13 protein-coding genes and 1 tRNA gene are annotated in these 15,594 nt (G+C 63.7%); 6 read left to right on the top strand and 8 right to left on the bottom strand.

The annotated features are described in order from the left end of the window. Window positions 1-59 precede the first annotated feature (59 nt). The 5 genes from sucD to recA form a co-directional block, all read right to left on the bottom strand. Complete coding sequence (gene sucD, locus W930_RS0114025) at window positions 60-941, bottom strand: succinate--CoA ligase subunit alpha (protein WP_023594267.1); 882 nt, start codon at window positions 939-941, stop codon at window positions 60-62. 81 nt (window positions 942-1,022) lie between these two features. Continuing rightward, complete coding sequence (sucC, locus tag W930_RS0114020) at window positions 1,023-2,189, bottom strand: ADP-forming succinate--CoA ligase subunit beta (RefSeq protein ID WP_023594266.1); 1,167 nt, start codon at window positions 2,187-2,189, stop codon at window positions 1,023-1,025. Next, entirely contained in the window at window positions 2,186-2,872 is a 687-nt protein-coding gene (locus W930_RS0114015; RefSeq protein ID WP_023594265.1) for a DUF2889 domain-containing protein, read from the bottom strand. Before W930_RS0114015 ends, sucC begins: the two co-directional genes overlap by 4 nt. Before the next feature lie 319 nt (window positions 2,873-3,191). Further along, window positions 3,192-3,734: a recombination regulator RecX gene (gene recX, locus W930_RS0114005; RefSeq protein WP_023872300.1), complete on the bottom strand. Its 543-nt coding sequence runs from the start codon at window positions 3,732-3,734 to the stop codon at window positions 3,192-3,194. 97 nt (window positions 3,735-3,831) lie between these two features. After that, window positions 3,832-4,893: a recombinase RecA gene (recA, locus tag W930_RS0114000; protein ID WP_023594263.1), complete on the bottom strand. Its 1,062-nt coding sequence runs from the start codon at window positions 4,891-4,893 to the stop codon at window positions 3,832-3,834. 202 nt (window positions 4,894-5,095) lie between these two features. On the opposite strand from recA, the gene W930_RS27400 reads away from it, so the two are divergent. The 4 genes from W930_RS27400 (at window position 5,096) to W930_RS0113980 (ending at window position 9,715) form a co-directional block, all read left to right on the top strand. After that, window positions 5,096-5,785 carry a response regulator transcription factor gene (locus tag W930_RS27400; protein WP_023594262.1) on the top strand — a complete coding sequence of 230 codons (690 nt, stop codon included), beginning with the start codon at window positions 5,096-5,098 and terminating at the stop codon, window positions 5,783-5,785. A gap of 154 nt (window positions 5,786-5,939) precedes the next feature. After that, on the top strand, window positions 5,940-7,583 hold the full coding sequence (locus W930_RS0113990; protein WP_023872301.1) for a sensor histidine kinase: 1,644 nt from the start codon (window positions 5,940-5,942) through the stop codon (window positions 7,581-7,583). A gap of 171 nt (window positions 7,584-7,754) precedes the next feature. Further along, on the top strand, window positions 7,755-9,413 hold the full coding sequence (locus W930_RS0113985; RefSeq protein WP_023594261.1) for an MFS transporter: 1,659 nt from the start codon (window positions 7,755-7,757) through the stop codon (window positions 9,411-9,413). Window positions 9,414-9,638: 225 nt separating this feature from the next. Next, window positions 9,639-9,715, top strand: a tRNA-Met gene (locus W930_RS0113980). A gap of 232 nt (window positions 9,716-9,947) precedes the next feature. Here W930_RS0113980 and W930_RS0113975 read toward each other — a convergent pair. After that, window positions 9,948-10,283 (bottom strand): zf-TFIIB domain-containing protein, encoded by a 336-nt coding sequence (locus W930_RS0113975; RefSeq protein ID WP_023594260.1) that lies wholly within the window; start codon window positions 10,281-10,283, stop codon window positions 9,948-9,950. A gap of 227 nt (window positions 10,284-10,510) precedes the next feature. Further along, entirely contained in the window at window positions 10,511-11,299 is a 789-nt protein-coding gene (locus W930_RS0113970) for a TerC family protein (RefSeq protein ID WP_023594259.1), read from the bottom strand. 193 nt (window positions 11,300-11,492) lie between these two features. Between W930_RS0113970 and W930_RS0113965 the strand changes: the two genes are divergently transcribed. Together W930_RS0113965 and W930_RS0113960 are read left to right on the top strand one after the other, a co-directional pair. Then, on the top strand, window positions 11,493-12,452 hold the full coding sequence (locus W930_RS0113965) for a LysR substrate-binding domain-containing protein (protein WP_023594258.1): 960 nt from the start codon (window positions 11,493-11,495) through the stop codon (window positions 12,450-12,452). Then, window positions 12,439-13,512 carry an AI-2E family transporter gene (locus W930_RS0113960; RefSeq protein ID WP_023872302.1) on the top strand — a complete coding sequence of 358 codons (1,074 nt, stop codon included), beginning with the start codon at window positions 12,439-12,441 and terminating at the stop codon, window positions 13,510-13,512. The genes W930_RS0113965 and W930_RS0113960 overlap by 14 nt, the downstream gene beginning before the upstream one ends. A 110-nt stretch (window positions 13,513-13,622) precedes the next feature. Here the strand turns inward: W930_RS0113960 and W930_RS27395 are convergent, their stop codons facing one another. Further along, on the bottom strand, window positions 13,623-15,194 hold the full coding sequence (locus W930_RS27395; protein WP_024788625.1) for a tetratricopeptide repeat protein: 1,572 nt from the start codon (window positions 15,192-15,194) through the stop codon (window positions 13,623-13,625). Window positions 15,195-15,594 lie beyond the last annotated feature (400 nt).

Here is a 15,594-nt window from a genome sequence, read left to right as displayed (position 1 = left end):
CCTGACCGGCGGCGCGGCTGCCGGTTTCCGGCAAGCGCGCTTCGGTCATCCAGCGGAAATTACAGGATCGACTTGAGCAGACGGCCCATTTCCGACGGGTTGCGGGTCACCTTGATACCGCAGGCATCCATGATTTCCAGCTTGGCTTCGGCCGTATCGGCGCCGCCCGAGATCAGCGCGCCAGCGTGGCCCATGCGCTTGCCCGGAGGCGCCGTCACGCCTGCGATGAAGCCGACGACCGGCTTCTTCATGTTGTCCTTGATCCACTCGGCGGCATTGGCTTCGTCCGGACCGCCGATTTCACCGATCATGATCACGGCGTCCGTTTCCGGATCGTCGTTGAACATCTTCATGACGTCGATGTGCTTCAGACCGTTGATCGGATCGCCACCGATACCGACGGCGCTCGACTGACCCAGACCCAGCGCGGTCAACTGACCGACGGCTTCGTACGTCAGGGTGCCCGAGCGCGAGACCACGCCGATGCGACCCTTCTTGTGGATGTGACCCGGCATGATGCCGATCTTCAGCTCGTCCGGCGTGATCACGCCCGGGCAGTTCGGGCCGAGGAGCAGGGTCTTACGACCTTCGCGACGCATGCGGTCCTTCACTTCGATCATGTCGCGAACGGGAATCCCTTCCGTGATGCAGATCGCCAGGTCCAGATCGGCCTCGACGGCTTCCCAGATGGCGGCGGCGGCACCCGCGGGCGGCACGTAAATCACCGACACGGTGGCGCCGGTTTGCGCCTTGGCGTCCTTGACCGAACCGAAAATGGGAATGCCTTCGAAGTCTTCGCCGGCCTTCTTCGGGTTCACGCCGGCGACGAACGCGTTCTTGCCGTTCGCGTATTCGCGGCACATGCGGGTATGGAACTGGCCGGTTTTGCCAGTGATACCCTGGGTGATGACCTTGGTGTCTTTGTTGATCAGAATCGACATTGCTTGATTTCCTTCGTCTGGTTGCCCGGCGTACGCTCACCCCTCGGGGCGGCGCACCGCGTCAGGCTTCGACTGTTCTGGTTACTTGCCTGCGGCGGCCGCGACAACCTTCTGGGCAGCTTCTTCCATGCTGTCCGCAGAAATGATCGGCAGGCCGGATTCGGCGAGCATCTTCTTGCCCAGGTCCTCGTTCGTGCCCTTCATGCGCACGACCAGCGGCACCTTCAGGGAGACGGCCTTCGAGGCTGCGATCACGCCTTCGGCGATCACATCGCAACGCATGATGCCGCCGAAGATGTTGACCAGAATGGCGGTCAGGTTCGGGTTCTTCAGCATGATCTTGAACGCTTCGGTGACCTTCTCCGTCGTGGCGCCACCGCCCACGTCCAGGAAGTTCGCCGGCTCGCCGCCGAACAGCTTGATGGTGTCCATCGTGGCCATGGCCAGGCCGGCGCCGTTCACCAGGCAGCCGATGTTGCCGTCGAGCGAGATGTAGGCCAGGTCGAACTTCGAGGCTTCGACTTCGGCCGGATCTTCTTCATCCAGATCGCGGTAGGCCACGATTTCCGGGTGACGGTACAGGGCGTTCGAGTCGAAGTTGAACTTGGCGTCCAGCGCGGTGACCGTGCCGTTGCTGCTCACGTTCAGCGGGTTGATTTCGGCCAGCGAGGCGTCCGTTTCCCAGAAGGCCTTGTACAGACCCTGCAGGATCGTGCGGGCTTGCGGGATCGAAGCGTCGGGGATGCCGATCTTCTTGGCCAGGTCGTCGGCCTGGGCATCGGTCAGGCCGACCGACGGCTCGACGATGACCTTGTGGATCAGTTCCGGGTGCTTTTCGGCGACTTCTTCGATGTCCATGCCGCCTTCGCTCGAACCCATCAGCACGATCTTCTGCGTGACGCGGTCGACCACCAGGCTGACGTACAGTTCATTCTTGATATCGGCGCCTTCTTCGATCAGCAGGCGATTGACCTTCTGGCCTTCCGGACCGGTCTGATGCGTGACCAGTTGCATGCCGAGGATCTGGCCGGCGTATTCGCGCACTTGCTCGATCGACTTGGCAACCTTCACGCCGCCGCCCTTGCCGCGACCGCCTGCGTGAATCTGGGCCTTGACCACCCAAACCGGACCGCCGAGTTCTTCGGCTGCCTTAACGGCCTCGTCCACGGAAAACGCCGGAATGCCGCGGGGCACCGCGACTCCGAATTTCCGGAGGATTTCCTTGCCTTGATACTCATGAATCTTCATGCGTGATTCCCTTCTTGCTGAGTTGGAAGTTTGGGTTCGAGCTTGCGAGTCGAGGCACCATCGCGCACCGCTTCTGTTGTGACGGGCGTCGTGGGCTCGTTCGCTCGATCGTTTGCGCGGCCGTTGAACCAGCGCGGGTAAAACCGGCGCACTGCCTCGCCATCAAACCGAAGGGCGTGACAATGTCCGAGTTGGAAAGGAGGGGCCGACGCCTGCGCGTCATTGGCGGCCTTGAGCGCCGTGTCGGGCGTGTGAATCACCACGCCGGCAAAGGCCTGAATCGCTGCCGTGGGCAGGACACTGCAAAGTTCGGTCAGATGCGTACAACCCGCCGCGCCGCCAAGGCGCTCGCGAACCGCATGGCGAAAGCCGCGTCGCAGGTTCAGGCCAATCAACTGACGGTAATCCGGGCCGATCCGGTCGCAAATGCCGGGATATGGCACCCAATCGGAGACGGCTTCGGCGTCACGCACCTCGAAATTCTCGTCGATCGTGACACGCAGCCAGAGCTCGTGAATCGGCGTGCCCTCCTTGCGAAGCCCCGTCGCCAATGCAAAGTCCCGATCCTTGTGGTCGGTCAGGCAGGCTTCAATGTCCCATAGGCCGTCGTCGCGCGAATACGCTTCGACAGCGATCGTGCGGCGGTGACGCAGGGTACGAGGGGCGGGCTCAGAGAGCGGCATGCGAGAGTGTGCAATGCATGAACGCGGAAAGATCTTGATTCTAGCATAGGCAGCGGCGTGTCCTGCCGCAGTGCAGCAGACGCCCGCTGCATAAGGGGGAATTCGCCGACCCGTCGGTCGGTTTATCAAAATTGATGGGGAGACGCACGCATGGTGCAACGCCATATCGCGATAAGCGAGGCACGACGCGTCACGCGAGTTTCATGTCGTCGTCATGTCAGCGTTCATGCGGGTTGTGAAGCAATGCACCGCACGCGCCTGTTGCCGATAAATGCCGATGAATCGCCATCGATTCATGACGAAAGCGAAGGTATGCGCGTCAGGCGTCGTCCGAAAACTCGTCGGCGCCACGCACGATTTTGCTGATAACGGTACTTGAAAAGCCCCGTGCAGCCAGAAACCGCATCTGCTTGGCCCGCGCTTCCGGGGTGGTGGCGACTTCACCGAACTTTTTTTGCCATACGGCGCGGGCGCGGGCGAGTTCCGTGGCGCGGAGCTGCTCGGTGAGCGTGGCGACCGTCTCGGGATCGACCTGATGTTGCTTGAGCTCGCCCACGATACGCGTCGTCCCCAGGCGCGACGCGCGTCGGTTCACCACGCTTTCCGCGAACCGCTCATTGGATAGCCAGCGCTCGTGCTCGAGGCTGTCGAGCAGGCGATCGAGTGCTTCGGGATCTTCCGCATCGGCATAAGGCGCCAGCTTGCGACGCAACTCCGCACGGCTGTATTCGCGACGCGCGAGGTAAGACAGCGCGCGCCCCTTGAGGCTCAGCACGGGTTTGCGCGACGGCTTTGCCGCAACGGCTTCGTCGCCGGGCGGCGGCGCAGCGTTCGGATCTCGGGGAGGACGTCGCTGAATCATGAGCTCATCGTGGCGCAAATCGCGCGAACGCAGTCAGAAAACAAAAACGGCAACGCGAAGCCATGTGGCGTCGCGTTGCCGTTTCGACTGAGGAGGATTAGGCCTCGTCTGCTTCGATCTCGCCGGTCTCGTTGATCGCGGTCACGCCAAGCGATGCGCGGACCTTGTTCTCGATCTCATGGGCGATATCCGGATTCTCGCGCAGGAACTCGCGCGCGTTGTCCTTGCCCTGACCGATCTTCTCGCCGTTGTAGCTGTACCAGGCACCGGCCTTTTCGACGATCTTTGCATTCACGCCCAGATCGATGATCTCGCCTTCGCGCGAAATGCCCTGGCCGTAGAGGATGTCGAAAATTGCCTCGCGGAACGGCGGCGAGACCTTGTTCTTCACGACCTTGACGCGGGTTTCGTTGCCGACCACCTCGTCACCCTTCTTGATCGAACCGATACGGCGGATATCCAGACGCACCGACGAGTAGAACTTCAGCGCGTTACCGCCCGTGGTCGTTTCCGGGTTGCCGAACATCACACCGATCTTCATGCGAATCTGGTTGATGAAGATCACCGTGCAGTTCGTGCGCTTGATCGTGCCGGTCAGCTTGCGCAGCGCCTGCGACATCAGACGCGCCTGCAGACCCGGCAACGAATCGCCCATTTCACCTTCGATTTCGGCCTTGGGCACCAGTGCCGCCACCGAGTCGATGATGATGAGGTCGATGGAGCCCGAACGCACCAGGGCGTCGGCGATCTCCAGTGCCTGCTCGCCCGTGTCCGGCTGCGAGATCAGCAGATCCGGCACCGAGACGCCCAGCTTGCTGGCGTAGCCGACGTCGAGCGCGTGCTCCGCGTCGATGAACGCGCACGTGCCGCCGATCTTCTGCATTTCGGCAACGACCTGCAGCGTGAGCGTGGTTTTCCCCGACGATTCCGGGCCGTAGATTTCGATCACGCGGCCGCGCGGCAGGCCGCCGACGCCGAGCGCGATGTCCAGCCCCAGCGAGCCGGTCGAGACGACCTGGATGTCCGCTTCGACCTCGCCGTCGCCCAGACGCATGATCGAGCCCTTGCCGAATTGCTTCTCGATCTGCGCGAGGGCGGCGGCAAGCGCCTTGCCTTTCTCGGCCGACAGATTGGCAGACCCTTTCTTGCTTTCTTCCATGAATCGTCCTTTGATATGATGAGCGAGACGGCTCGAGTGACGCGTGATTGCCGGTACTGTATAAAAAACCAGTGCTATTTGCAAGCCCCTGTTGTCCGAAAACGCCGAAACGACAAAAAAAGCCGCGAACCACGCGCCGCAACATCACAGGAGACACACCGCTGCCGTCAGGCGCCGGTGCCTAAACCAGCCTATCACGCCCATGCGAATTCTCATCGCAGAGGATGACAGCATTCTGGCCGACGCCCTGACCCGCTCACTGCGCCAGGGGGGCTACGCCGTCGATCACGTCAAGACCGGGCTCGAGGCCGACTCCGCACTCTCCGCCCAGACGTTCGATCTGCTGATTCTCGATCTCGGCCTGCCCCGCCTGCCCGGTCACGAAGTGCTGCGTCGCTTGCGTGCCCGCAATTCCCATTTGCCCGTGCTGATCCTGACGGCATCCGACAGTGTCGATGCGCGCGTCAAAGGTCTCGATCTCGGCGCCGACGACTACATGGCGAAGCCGTTCGCGCTGGCCGAGCTCGAAGCTCGCGTGCGCGCGCTCACGCGACGCGGTGCCGGCGGCGGCTCGACCGTCATCCGTCACGGGCCGCTCAGTTTCGATCAGGTCGGGCGCACCGCCTATATCAATGAGCAGATGCTCGACCTGTCCGCGCGCGAGCTCGAATTGCTCGAGGTATTGCTGCTGCGTACAGGCCGACTCGTCTCCAAGGAGCAACTCGTCGATCACCTTTGCGGCTGGGGTGAGGAGGTGAGCAACAACGCCATCGAGGTGTACATGCACCGGCTGCGCAAGAAAATCGAGCCGAGCGGCGTGCGTATCGCCACGATCCGCGGGCTGGGGTATTGTCTGGAGAAGCCGGCCACCGCGCCCGCCACCGCCGCCTGACGACCGTGGTGCGGTCTCGACGGAAAGGACGTGTATGGCGTTGCCGCGTCCCCGGCGCGGCGGGGCCCGCGACGAATCCCCGCGATCCCGGTGTGGCTCCCCTTTCCGGTTTCGGCCCCGGTTTCGGTCTCGCCTCCTTTCGTTCTCCTGTCCGATGCGCCTGAGCTTCCGCCATTCCAATCGCACCGCGCAAGCGACCCCGGACGCGACGTCCCACGGCGCGCCGCGCGCATCCGCCCGCCGCGACAAGGCAACGCCCGACCACGACGTGTCTGCGCCCGAGGCCGCCGATCCCTTCGACCCCTACGCCGATCCCTTCGTGCGCCCGGGATTCGGCGCACCGCTCGAGCGCGAAGCCGAGCCGCCGCCGCGCTCGCTGTTCGGCGAAATTCTCGACTGGATGCTCGCGCCGCTGCTGCTGCTCTGGCCGATGAGCATCGCCGTGACGTATCTCGTTGCGAAATCGATTGCCAACGGCCCGTTCGATCGGGCGCTCGAGACCAATACCTACGTCCTCGCCCAGCAGGTGCACACCGATCGCGGCCAGGTCACGCTGACGCTACCCATGCCCGCGCGCGATCTGCTGCGCGCCGACACCACGGACAACGTCTACTTCCAGGTGCTCGGTGCCAAGGGAGAACTCGTCGCCGGAACCGCCGAGCTGCCGCTGCCGCACGAAGACGACCGTCCGCAACCCGGCGTGGTCCAGTTCCGCGACGAAACCGTGGGAGGCAACGACATTCGCGTGGCCTTTACCTATGTCGACCTGCCGCGCATGGCGCCGCCCGGCAGCATGGCGCTCGTACAGGTGGCGGAGACGCTCGACAAGCGGAGTCAGTTGGCCAACGAAATCATCAAGGGCGTGATCCTGCCGCAGTTCGTGATCCTGCCGCTGGCGATCGTGCTCGTCTGGTTCGGCCTGTCGCGCGGCCTCGCGCCGTTGCATGCGTTGCAGGAACACATTCGCGCCCGGCGCCCCGACGACCTGTCGCCGCTCGAGGCACGCCAGGCGCCCCCGGAGATCGCGCCCCTCGTCAATTCGCTCAACGATCTGCTCGAACGTCTCGAACAGAACATGAAGCTGCAGCAACGTTTCATTGCCGACGCCGCGCATCAACTCAAGACACCGCTCGCCGGGCTGCGCATGCAGGCCGAACTGGCATTGCGCCAGACCTCGCCGGATGAGCTGCGTCGCTCTCTCTCGCAAATCGCGGTGAGCTCCGAGCAGGCCGCGCGGCTCGTCAACCAGTTGCTCGCGCTCGCGCGGGCGGAGAACAGCGCGAACGACGCCGCCGCGTTCACGCCGGTCAACCTCAGCCTGCTGGCCCGCAGCGCGATGCAGGACTGGTTTCAGGCCGCCTTTGCCAAGCGCATCGATCTGGGTTTCGAGGAGCCGCCGTTCCCGGTGCATCTGTCGGGCCAGCCCGTGATGCTGCGCGAGATGCTCAACAACCTGATCGACAACGCGATCCGCTATACGCCCGTTGGCGGCAAGGTGACGGTGCGTCTGCGGCATGAAGCGTCCGATGGCTTCGTTCATCTCGAGGTCGAAGATACGGGGCCCGGCATTCCTTCGACGGAACGCCCGCGCGTGTTCGAACGCTTCTATCGAATTCTTGGCAGCGACAGTGACGGCAGCGGTCTGGGGTTGGCGATCGTGCGCGAGATCGTGCAGATCCATCGCGGCGACGTGAGCGTACTCGACCATGTCGATGCGCAGCATCCCGAAGCGACCGGCACGCTCATCCGGGTCACGTTACCGCTCGCCGATGGGCCTATCGAAAACCCTCATGCGTGACGAAAACACGCGAAATACGTTCAATTTCATGCGAAAGCCGAGGGTAATTCCCTAGCGGCGTAAGCTTCGAGTCAGTTTGGCGTCAGACGGCGGTAAGGTTGCGCTCCAATAATCAGTTGCAACGGCCCGGGTGCGTCCCAGGGGCGTGCTTACATTACAGGAGACAACCGCATGGCTACTGCAACGACAGCCACCTCCCACGCGCCGATGACCGCAGAAGAAAGAAAGGTCATCTTTGCGTCGTCGCTGGGCACGGTGTTCGAGTGGTACGACTTTTACCTGGCCGGTTCGTTGGCCGCCTTCATCAGCAAGCAATTCTTCTCCGGCATCAACCCCACGGCGGCGTTCATTTTCACGCTGCTGTCGTTTGCGGCAGGTTTCGCGGTGCGTCCGTTCGGCGCGATCGTGTTCGGCCGGATCGGCGATCTGGTGGGGCGTAAGTACACGTTCCTCGTGACCATCACGCTGATGGGTCTGTCGACGCTGGTGGTCGGTCTGCTGCCGGGCTATGCCTCGTGGGGCATCGCCGCTCCGGTGATCTTCATCGCCATGCGCCTGCTGCAGGGTCTTGCGCTCGGCGGCGAGTATGGTGGTGCTGCCACGTACGTTGCGGAGCACGCACCGCACGGCCGTCGCGGCTTCTACACGTCGTGGATTCAGACGACGGCCACGCTGGGTCTCTTCCTGTCGCTGCTCGTGATTCTGGGCACCCGCATGATCATGGGCGAGGAAGCGTTTGCCGACTGGGGCTGGCGCGTGCCGTTCGTGCTGTCGATCGTGCTCTTGTTGATCTCGCTGTGGATTCGTCTGCAATTGAGCGAGTCGCCGGCATTCCAGCGCATGAAGGCCGAGGGCAAGGCGTCGAAGGCGCCGCTCAAGGAGTCGTTCGGCGAGTGGAAGAACCTGAAGATCGTGATTCTGGCGCTGGTGGGTCTGACCGCCGGTCAGGCCGTGGTCTGGTACACGGGCCAGTTCTACGCGCTGTTCTTCATGACGCAGGTCCTCAAGGTCGACGGCAACACCGCGAACATCATGGTGGCGCTGGGCCTGTTGATCGGCAGCCCGTTCTTCGTGTTCTTCGGGGCGCTGTCGGACAAGATCGGTCGCAAGCCGATCATCATGGCCGGCTGCCTGCTCGCGGCACTGCTGTACTTCCCGATCTTCAAGGCACTGACGCACTATGCGAACCCGGCCCTCGAAGCGGCGACGGCGCGCTCGCCGATCACGGTGATCGCGGATCCGAACGAGTGCTCGTTCCAGTTCAACCCGGTGGGTACGTCGAAGTTCACCAGTTCGTGCGACATTGCGAAGAGCTTCCTTTCGCGCGCGGGCCTGAACTATCACAACGAGACCGCCCCGGCGGGCACCATGGCGACGGTGAAGATCGGCGACAAGGTCATCGCGTCGGTGGATGGCAAGGCTGCGGACGCCAAGGATCAGGTCAAGGCTTTCGAGGCGAACATGGCGGCCACGCTCAAGGCCGACGGTTATCCGCCGAAGGCTGACCCGGCCCAGATGAACAAGCCGATGATCGTGGTCCTGCTGGCGATTCTGGTGATCTTCGTGACGATGGTGTACGGTCCGATTGCGGCAATGCTGGTGGAACTGTTCCCGACGCGCATTCGCTACACGTCGATGTCGCTGCCGTATCACATCGGCAATGGCTGGTTCGGCGGCTTCCTGCCGGCAACCGCCTTCGCCATCGTGGCCGCCAAGGGGGACATCTACTCCGGCCTCTGGTACCCGATCGTGATCGCGCTCGTGACCTTCGTGATCGGCACGCTGTTCATCAAGGAAACCAAGGACGTCGATATCTACGCCAACGACTGACGGGTGTCCTCGATCGACCGATCGACCGATCGGTGAGCGCCGGGGCCTTCGGGTCCCGGCGTTTTCATTTGTGCCATGGGGATTGCGCGGGCTTTCGGGGTGCGTCCGGGCAACCCCTGCCGCGACGGACGAGCGAGCCGTGCAAAAGGCTACCGAACGATCTTTATCGTTTCGCAAAAAAGATGTTGACAGCCTATGGGGGCCTACCTATAATCTATCTTCTACGGCGAATTAGCTCAGTCGGTTAGAGCGACGGAATCATAATCCGCAGGTCCGGGGTTCGAGTCCCTGATTCGCCACCAAATTTGAAAACGGCTTCCAGCGATGGAAGCCGTTTTTTTATTCCCCGAACGCCAACGTCAAATCGGGATTCGTCTGAGCAGCGAGCGCGTCATATCGCCCTGACCCCGACCACATTGGTCGCAGTCCGTACGGGCGCGAAACACGCACCCCGAACATTGCCAGGCCCCCGTCACTTCATAGCCGCCCGCAAGGCGCCGACCATGACGCCTTGCATTTGCGCAACGCCGTCAATTAATCGAAATCGAACATCTCGAACAGCGACTTCTTCTTGCGCGGCTGGCTGTAATGCCGTCGCCGATCGTCGTGTCCATAATGTCTGTCGTGCGTGTCGTACGAATGGCGATCGTCGCGATGCTCTCGCGTGTCGCGTTCCATCCGCTGCGAACGCTCATGATGACGCGCCGATTGCGGCGACGTCATCGCCGGACCGCCATCGGTGCGCTCGATCAACTTGTCCAGTTCGCCGCGATCGAGCCACACGCCACGACACGTCGGACAATAGTCGATCTCCACGCCCTGACGCTCCGTCATCAACAAATCCGGGGTACCGCACACAGGACACTTCATCGTTTCGCTCCGTCACTGAAAAGACAACGCCCTCAATGTATCGGGCGCAGCGCAACGAAAAAACCTGCATTTTCATTCACTCAACTTCGAAAAAAACGAACTCCCCACCACCATGAAAAAACCCCCAAGGGTTGGCGTTGACGCCAACCCTTGGGGGCAACTCAGTTCCCGGCGCGCGCCGCGCGCGTCTCAAAGACGCGCCGGCATGTGCGCCGTGCCGGCGCCGTTTAGTGCACCACCCGCGCCTTCTGGGCGTTGCGGCGCGCCTTCGCACGACGCGTGAGCATGTTCAGCCCCTCGACGAATGCCGAGAACGCCATCGCCGCGTAGATGTATCCCTTCGGCACATGCGACCCGAAGCCCTCGGCGATCAGCGTCATACCGATCACCAGCAGGAAGCCCAGCGCCAACATCACGACCGTGGGGTTCGCGGCAATGAACCGCGAAAGCGGCCCCGCCATGAAAAGCATCGCGGTCACCGCGGCAATCACCGCAATGAACATGATCGGGATGTGTTCCGTCATGCCCACGGCCGTGACGATACTGTCGATCGAGAACACGAGATCGAGCAGCAGAATCTGCATGACCGCCGCGCGTGCGGTGATCGTCGCCAGCGTACCGGCCCCCGACGCCCCGTCGCCATGCCCCGCCTCATCGTCCTCGCCCGCGCCGTGCGCCACGTGATGATGCATCTCCTTGGTCGCCTTCCACACCAGGAAAAGACCACCCGCGACCAGAATCAGGTCGCGCCACGAAAACCCGTGACCGAACAACTCGAAAAGCGGCGTCGTGAGCTTCGCGATCCACGCCACCGTTCCAAGCAGCGCCAGACGCATGACCAGGGCCAGCGCAATTCCCATGCGTTGCGTACGCGCCCGCATCGCCAACGGCAACTTGTTGGTCAGAATCGAAATGAAGATCAGGTTGTCGATGCCAAGCACGACCTCCATGACCACCAACGTGACAAGGGCCGCCCACACCGCCGGGTCAGCCGCCAAAGCAAGTAAATAGTCCATATGTGCGTCAGAGTTTCCGTATGGTTGTCGGAGCGCCCGCCTCGCACTTCCCGACGCCGCGCCCCAGTCCTTCCCTCGCAACCCGCACCAAACGTAGCTTGCGGGTTCAGAACCGCATCATCGTCGAACTCACGCTTCGCAAAAACCATCTATATACTTCATGAAAGTTCGGTTTTTCCGAAGATACAGGAACATGTTGAACTACCGACATCTTTACTATTTTTGGGTCGTCGTCAAGGAAGGCGGCTTCGCCCGAGCAGCGCAACGCCTGGACATGGCCGTGCAGACGATCAGCGCCCAGGTGCGCGAGCTCGAGAAGTCACTGGGGCATCAGTTGCTCAAGCCCGCCGGGCGGGGCGTGACGATGACGGAGCCGGGGCAGGCGGCGTTTCGACGTGCCGAAGAGATTTTCCGTCTCGGCCAGTCGATTCCCGACGAAGTCCGCGAGGCGGCGAGCGGCCGGGTGGCGCGTCTGTCCGTGGGGCTGGCCGACGGCATCTCCAAACTGGCCGCACATGCGATCCTCGCCCCGGTACTCGATACGCCTGCCCTCAGACTGGTCTGCCACGAGGGCGAGCACGAGCAATTGCTCGCCGAGCTGGCGCTGCACAAACTCGATCTGGTGCTCGCCAGCCAGCCCGCCCCCTATAACCCGACGTTGCGTCTGGCCAGCGAGCGTCTCGCGGAATCGCCGGTGGACTGGTACGGCCCGGCATCGGTCGTGCGCAACGCCTCGCGCGACGCGTTTCCGCAATGCCTCGCCGAGTTGCCGGTGCTGCTGCCCACGGGGCACTCCGCGCTGCGCGCACGCCTCGATCTGTGGTTCGAGACACAGGGGATTCGGCCCAATGTCGTGGGCGAGTTCGAAGACAGCGCGCTCATGGCCGTGTTCGCCACGCGCGGGATGGGTGTCTTCGCACTGAGCGAGGCGGGCGCGGGCGACGTGTCGATATTGCGCGGCCTGCGCTGGCTGGGGCGGCCCGAGGGCGTTCACGAGGAAATCCACGCCATCCGCTCGCGACGCGGCGAAGGACATCCGCTCGTGCTCCGTATCATCGAGGCCATCGGGCAGGCGTCCGATTCTGATATAAGAACCTCTGACGCACCTCCCGTGCCGTCGCCATCTGCAAGGAACCCTCATGTCGAGTCGTAGCGACCAGCGCAAATTCTTCCACCTGATGCTGTTCGTGGTGACGGTCGCGTTCGGGTGGATCCTGTTCCCCCTCTTCGGCGCCGTGTTCTGGGGCACGATCCTCGCCCTGCTGTTCCAGCCGGTGCAGCGCCGCGTGTTGCACCGCATGCGCGGGCGCCCCAACCTGGCCGCGCTCACCACCCTCGCGCTGGTGCTGCTCATCGTGATTCTGCCGCTCACGGTCGTGGTGGGCATGCTCACGCAGGAAGTCAGTTCGGCGCTCGTGCGCTTTCGCACCGATCTGCCACAGCTCACCGTTGCCTTTCAGCAATTGCTCGACCGGCTGCCCGCGAGCGTGCATCGCATCATGGACCTCGCCGGCGTGCAGGACGTCAACGCCATCCAGCAGAAACTCGGTGACGGCGCGGCGCAGATCGGGCGCCTCGTGGCCGTCTATCTCGTGAGCATCGGCCAGAACACGGCGCAGTTGCTCGTGAGCTTCGGCGTGATGCTCTACATGCTGTTCTTCCTGCTGCGCGATGGCGTGGCGCTCGGCGCGATGGTACGCCGCGCGCTGCCGCTGGACGAACGTCACAAGGGTCAGTTGATCCGGCAATTCACCACGGTTGTGCGCGCCACGGTCAAGGGCAACATCGCTGTCGCCGTCGCGCAGGGCATGCTCGGCGGATTCATCTTCGCGGTGCTCGGCATCGAAGGCTACGTACTCGCCGCCGTGGTGATGGCGTTCCTGTCGCTGCTGCCGGCGGTCGGCGCGGCGGTGGTGTGGGTGCCGGTGGGCGTCTGGCTGCTGCTCTCGGGGGCGATCTGGAAAGGCGTGGTGCTGTTCGCGTTCTGCGGCACCATCGTGAGCCTCGTCGACAACGTGCTGCGCCCGATCCTCGTGGGCAAGGACACCAAACTGCCCGACTGGGTGGTGCTCATCTCCACACTCGGCGGCATGTCGCTCTTTGGCCTGACCGGCTTCGTGATCGGGCCGCTCATTGCCGCGCTGTTCATCGCGAGCTGGAACATCTATACGCGGCTGCGCGACGTCGAGGAAGACCAAGCCGACGCCGGCTGATCCCGGCGGGCCAGAGGGGACGTCAGGTGGGCGTCGCACGCGGCCGCATCGCCGTCATGCACGACCGACGCCGCACGATCCGGAGCGACGTCGTCATCGGCCCCGCCCGATCAGGCGACCTGCGCCATCGGCCCGCCCCGCATCAACACCTCGAGGTCACGAACTACCTGCGCCATTGCGCCGTCCCAGTCGCCGCGCTCGGGCTGACGGTACAGGGTGACCGACGGGTACCAGTCGCTGTCGCGACGATCGAGCTGCCAGCGCCAGTTGGGCGTGTGCTGGATCAGTCCCCACACCGGCTTGCCCAGGGCGCCGGCCAGATGCAGCGCCGCCGTGTCGACCGAGATCACGAGATCCATCTGGGCCATGACGGCGGCGGTCTCGGCAAAGTCGCTGAGCTTGGCGCCGATGTCGTGCACGTTGGAATACCGCGCGAGTTCGGCACGCTCTTCGTCCGTGGCATCGACTTGCAGGGCGTAGCATTGCGCGCCCGACGCGAACACCGGCGCCCAGTGCGCGAGCGGCACATCCCGTTGCGGCGGGAGCGCACGCGCACGCCACACGAAGCCGATGCGCAGCGCGCCCTCGGGCTTGGCGCCAAGCGCGGAGCGCCAGACCATCTCGCGCCCCGCACTGGAGCGCAGGTAGGGCGAATGCACGGCCACGTCGCCCCCGATCCTGAGCAGATGGGGCAGGCTGAGCAGCGGCACCTGCCAGTCGAAGGACGGCACCGGCATGTGATCGCCGAGCACCGTCACCCCGCGCGCCACGCCGCCGAGCAACGTGACGAGCGGCGCCTGCACCGACAGCACTACGTTGGCGCCCATCTTCACCAGGCGCGGCAGGAACCGGACGAACTGCAGGGTGTCGCCGTAGCCAGGCTCGCTGTAGACGAACACGGTCTTGCCTTCGACTGACGTATGTCCGTCCCACAACCGGTCGGCAAAGCGCCGCTCCTGCACGCCCTCCTGCCAGCGCCATTCGTAGTCATGCCAGCCCGGCTCGTAGTCGCCCAGCAGCAGGTGGGTCTGCGCGCGATTGGTGCGCGCGCCCACGTGATCGGGCGAGCGCTTCACCGCTTCGTGCAGGCATTGCAGCGCGTCGGCGAACGCATGTCGCTCTCGCAACGCCACACCGAGGTTCACCAGGGGATCGGGTTGCTGCGGCGCAATGGCGTTCGCCAGACGATACGCGTCGATCTCTTCGTCATACCGGCCCAGCGCGCCGAGCGCGCGACCCCGGTTGAAATGCGCCTGCCAAAGCGCCGGCGCCTTGGCCGCCGTGCGCTCGAACCAGACGAGTGCGCGGGCGTTGTCGCCTGCCTGCGCCCACGTGAGCCCCACGGTGTGCATCGTGCCGATGACGTCGTGCGACTGCTGCACGGTGGCCTCGAACAACGCTTCGGCTCGCATCTGACGCCCCGCCTGCAAGTTCGCCATCGCGGCGTCGAAACAGGGCTGCGCGCCGGGCTGCGGCACGAGCGCGAGCAGACGGTCGAATGCGTCGGCAGCCGCCTCGAAGGCGCGCATGCGCAGCGAGACGTAAGCCAGGCCCTCGAGGGCGGGGACGAATTCGGGAGATTGCTTCAGCACCTGGCGCAACTCGGCAATCGCCTCGTCGAGCCGGCCCGCGGCACTCAGTTGTTGTGCGCGCTCGCAACGCGCGTCCAATGGCGTCGTCATGCGGCGCATCCTTGCTTGTCTGGGAATGGGAGGGGGTCGGGCCGGCATGCCACACGACGGCCGCAGAGGGCATCTTGCCCCATGGCAGCAGGCGCCGTGGCCCGATCGAGCGGTGCACACTACACGACCGCACGGCACGAATCAAGCCGCGGGGATTGGTCTGTGGCGCGCCCATAAAGTTCACATCTTCAAAATAACGTTTTCCCTACCCGAAACCGTTCGCCTCGTCTTCCGGAAATCGCGCGCGAGGAATCAGGCGCACCGCCGCACCGCCATGTATCACCCACCGAAACGAGACGCCTGACGCGGTGCAGCATAAAAACCACAGTCAGTCGCCGCGCAGCGGGTTTGCCAGCCCGCGACATGCGCTTTAACATCAATTTGCAGGGCAATCTGGTAG

Origin of the sequence: Pandoraea sp. E26, from assembly GCF_000681415.1 — a bacterium.
Lineage (GTDB): Bacteria > Pseudomonadota > Gammaproteobacteria > Burkholderiales > Burkholderiaceae > Pandoraea > Pandoraea pnomenusa.
Note: the sequence above shows the minus strand (reverse complement) of the source record. Positions and strands in the feature narration are given on the sequence as shown.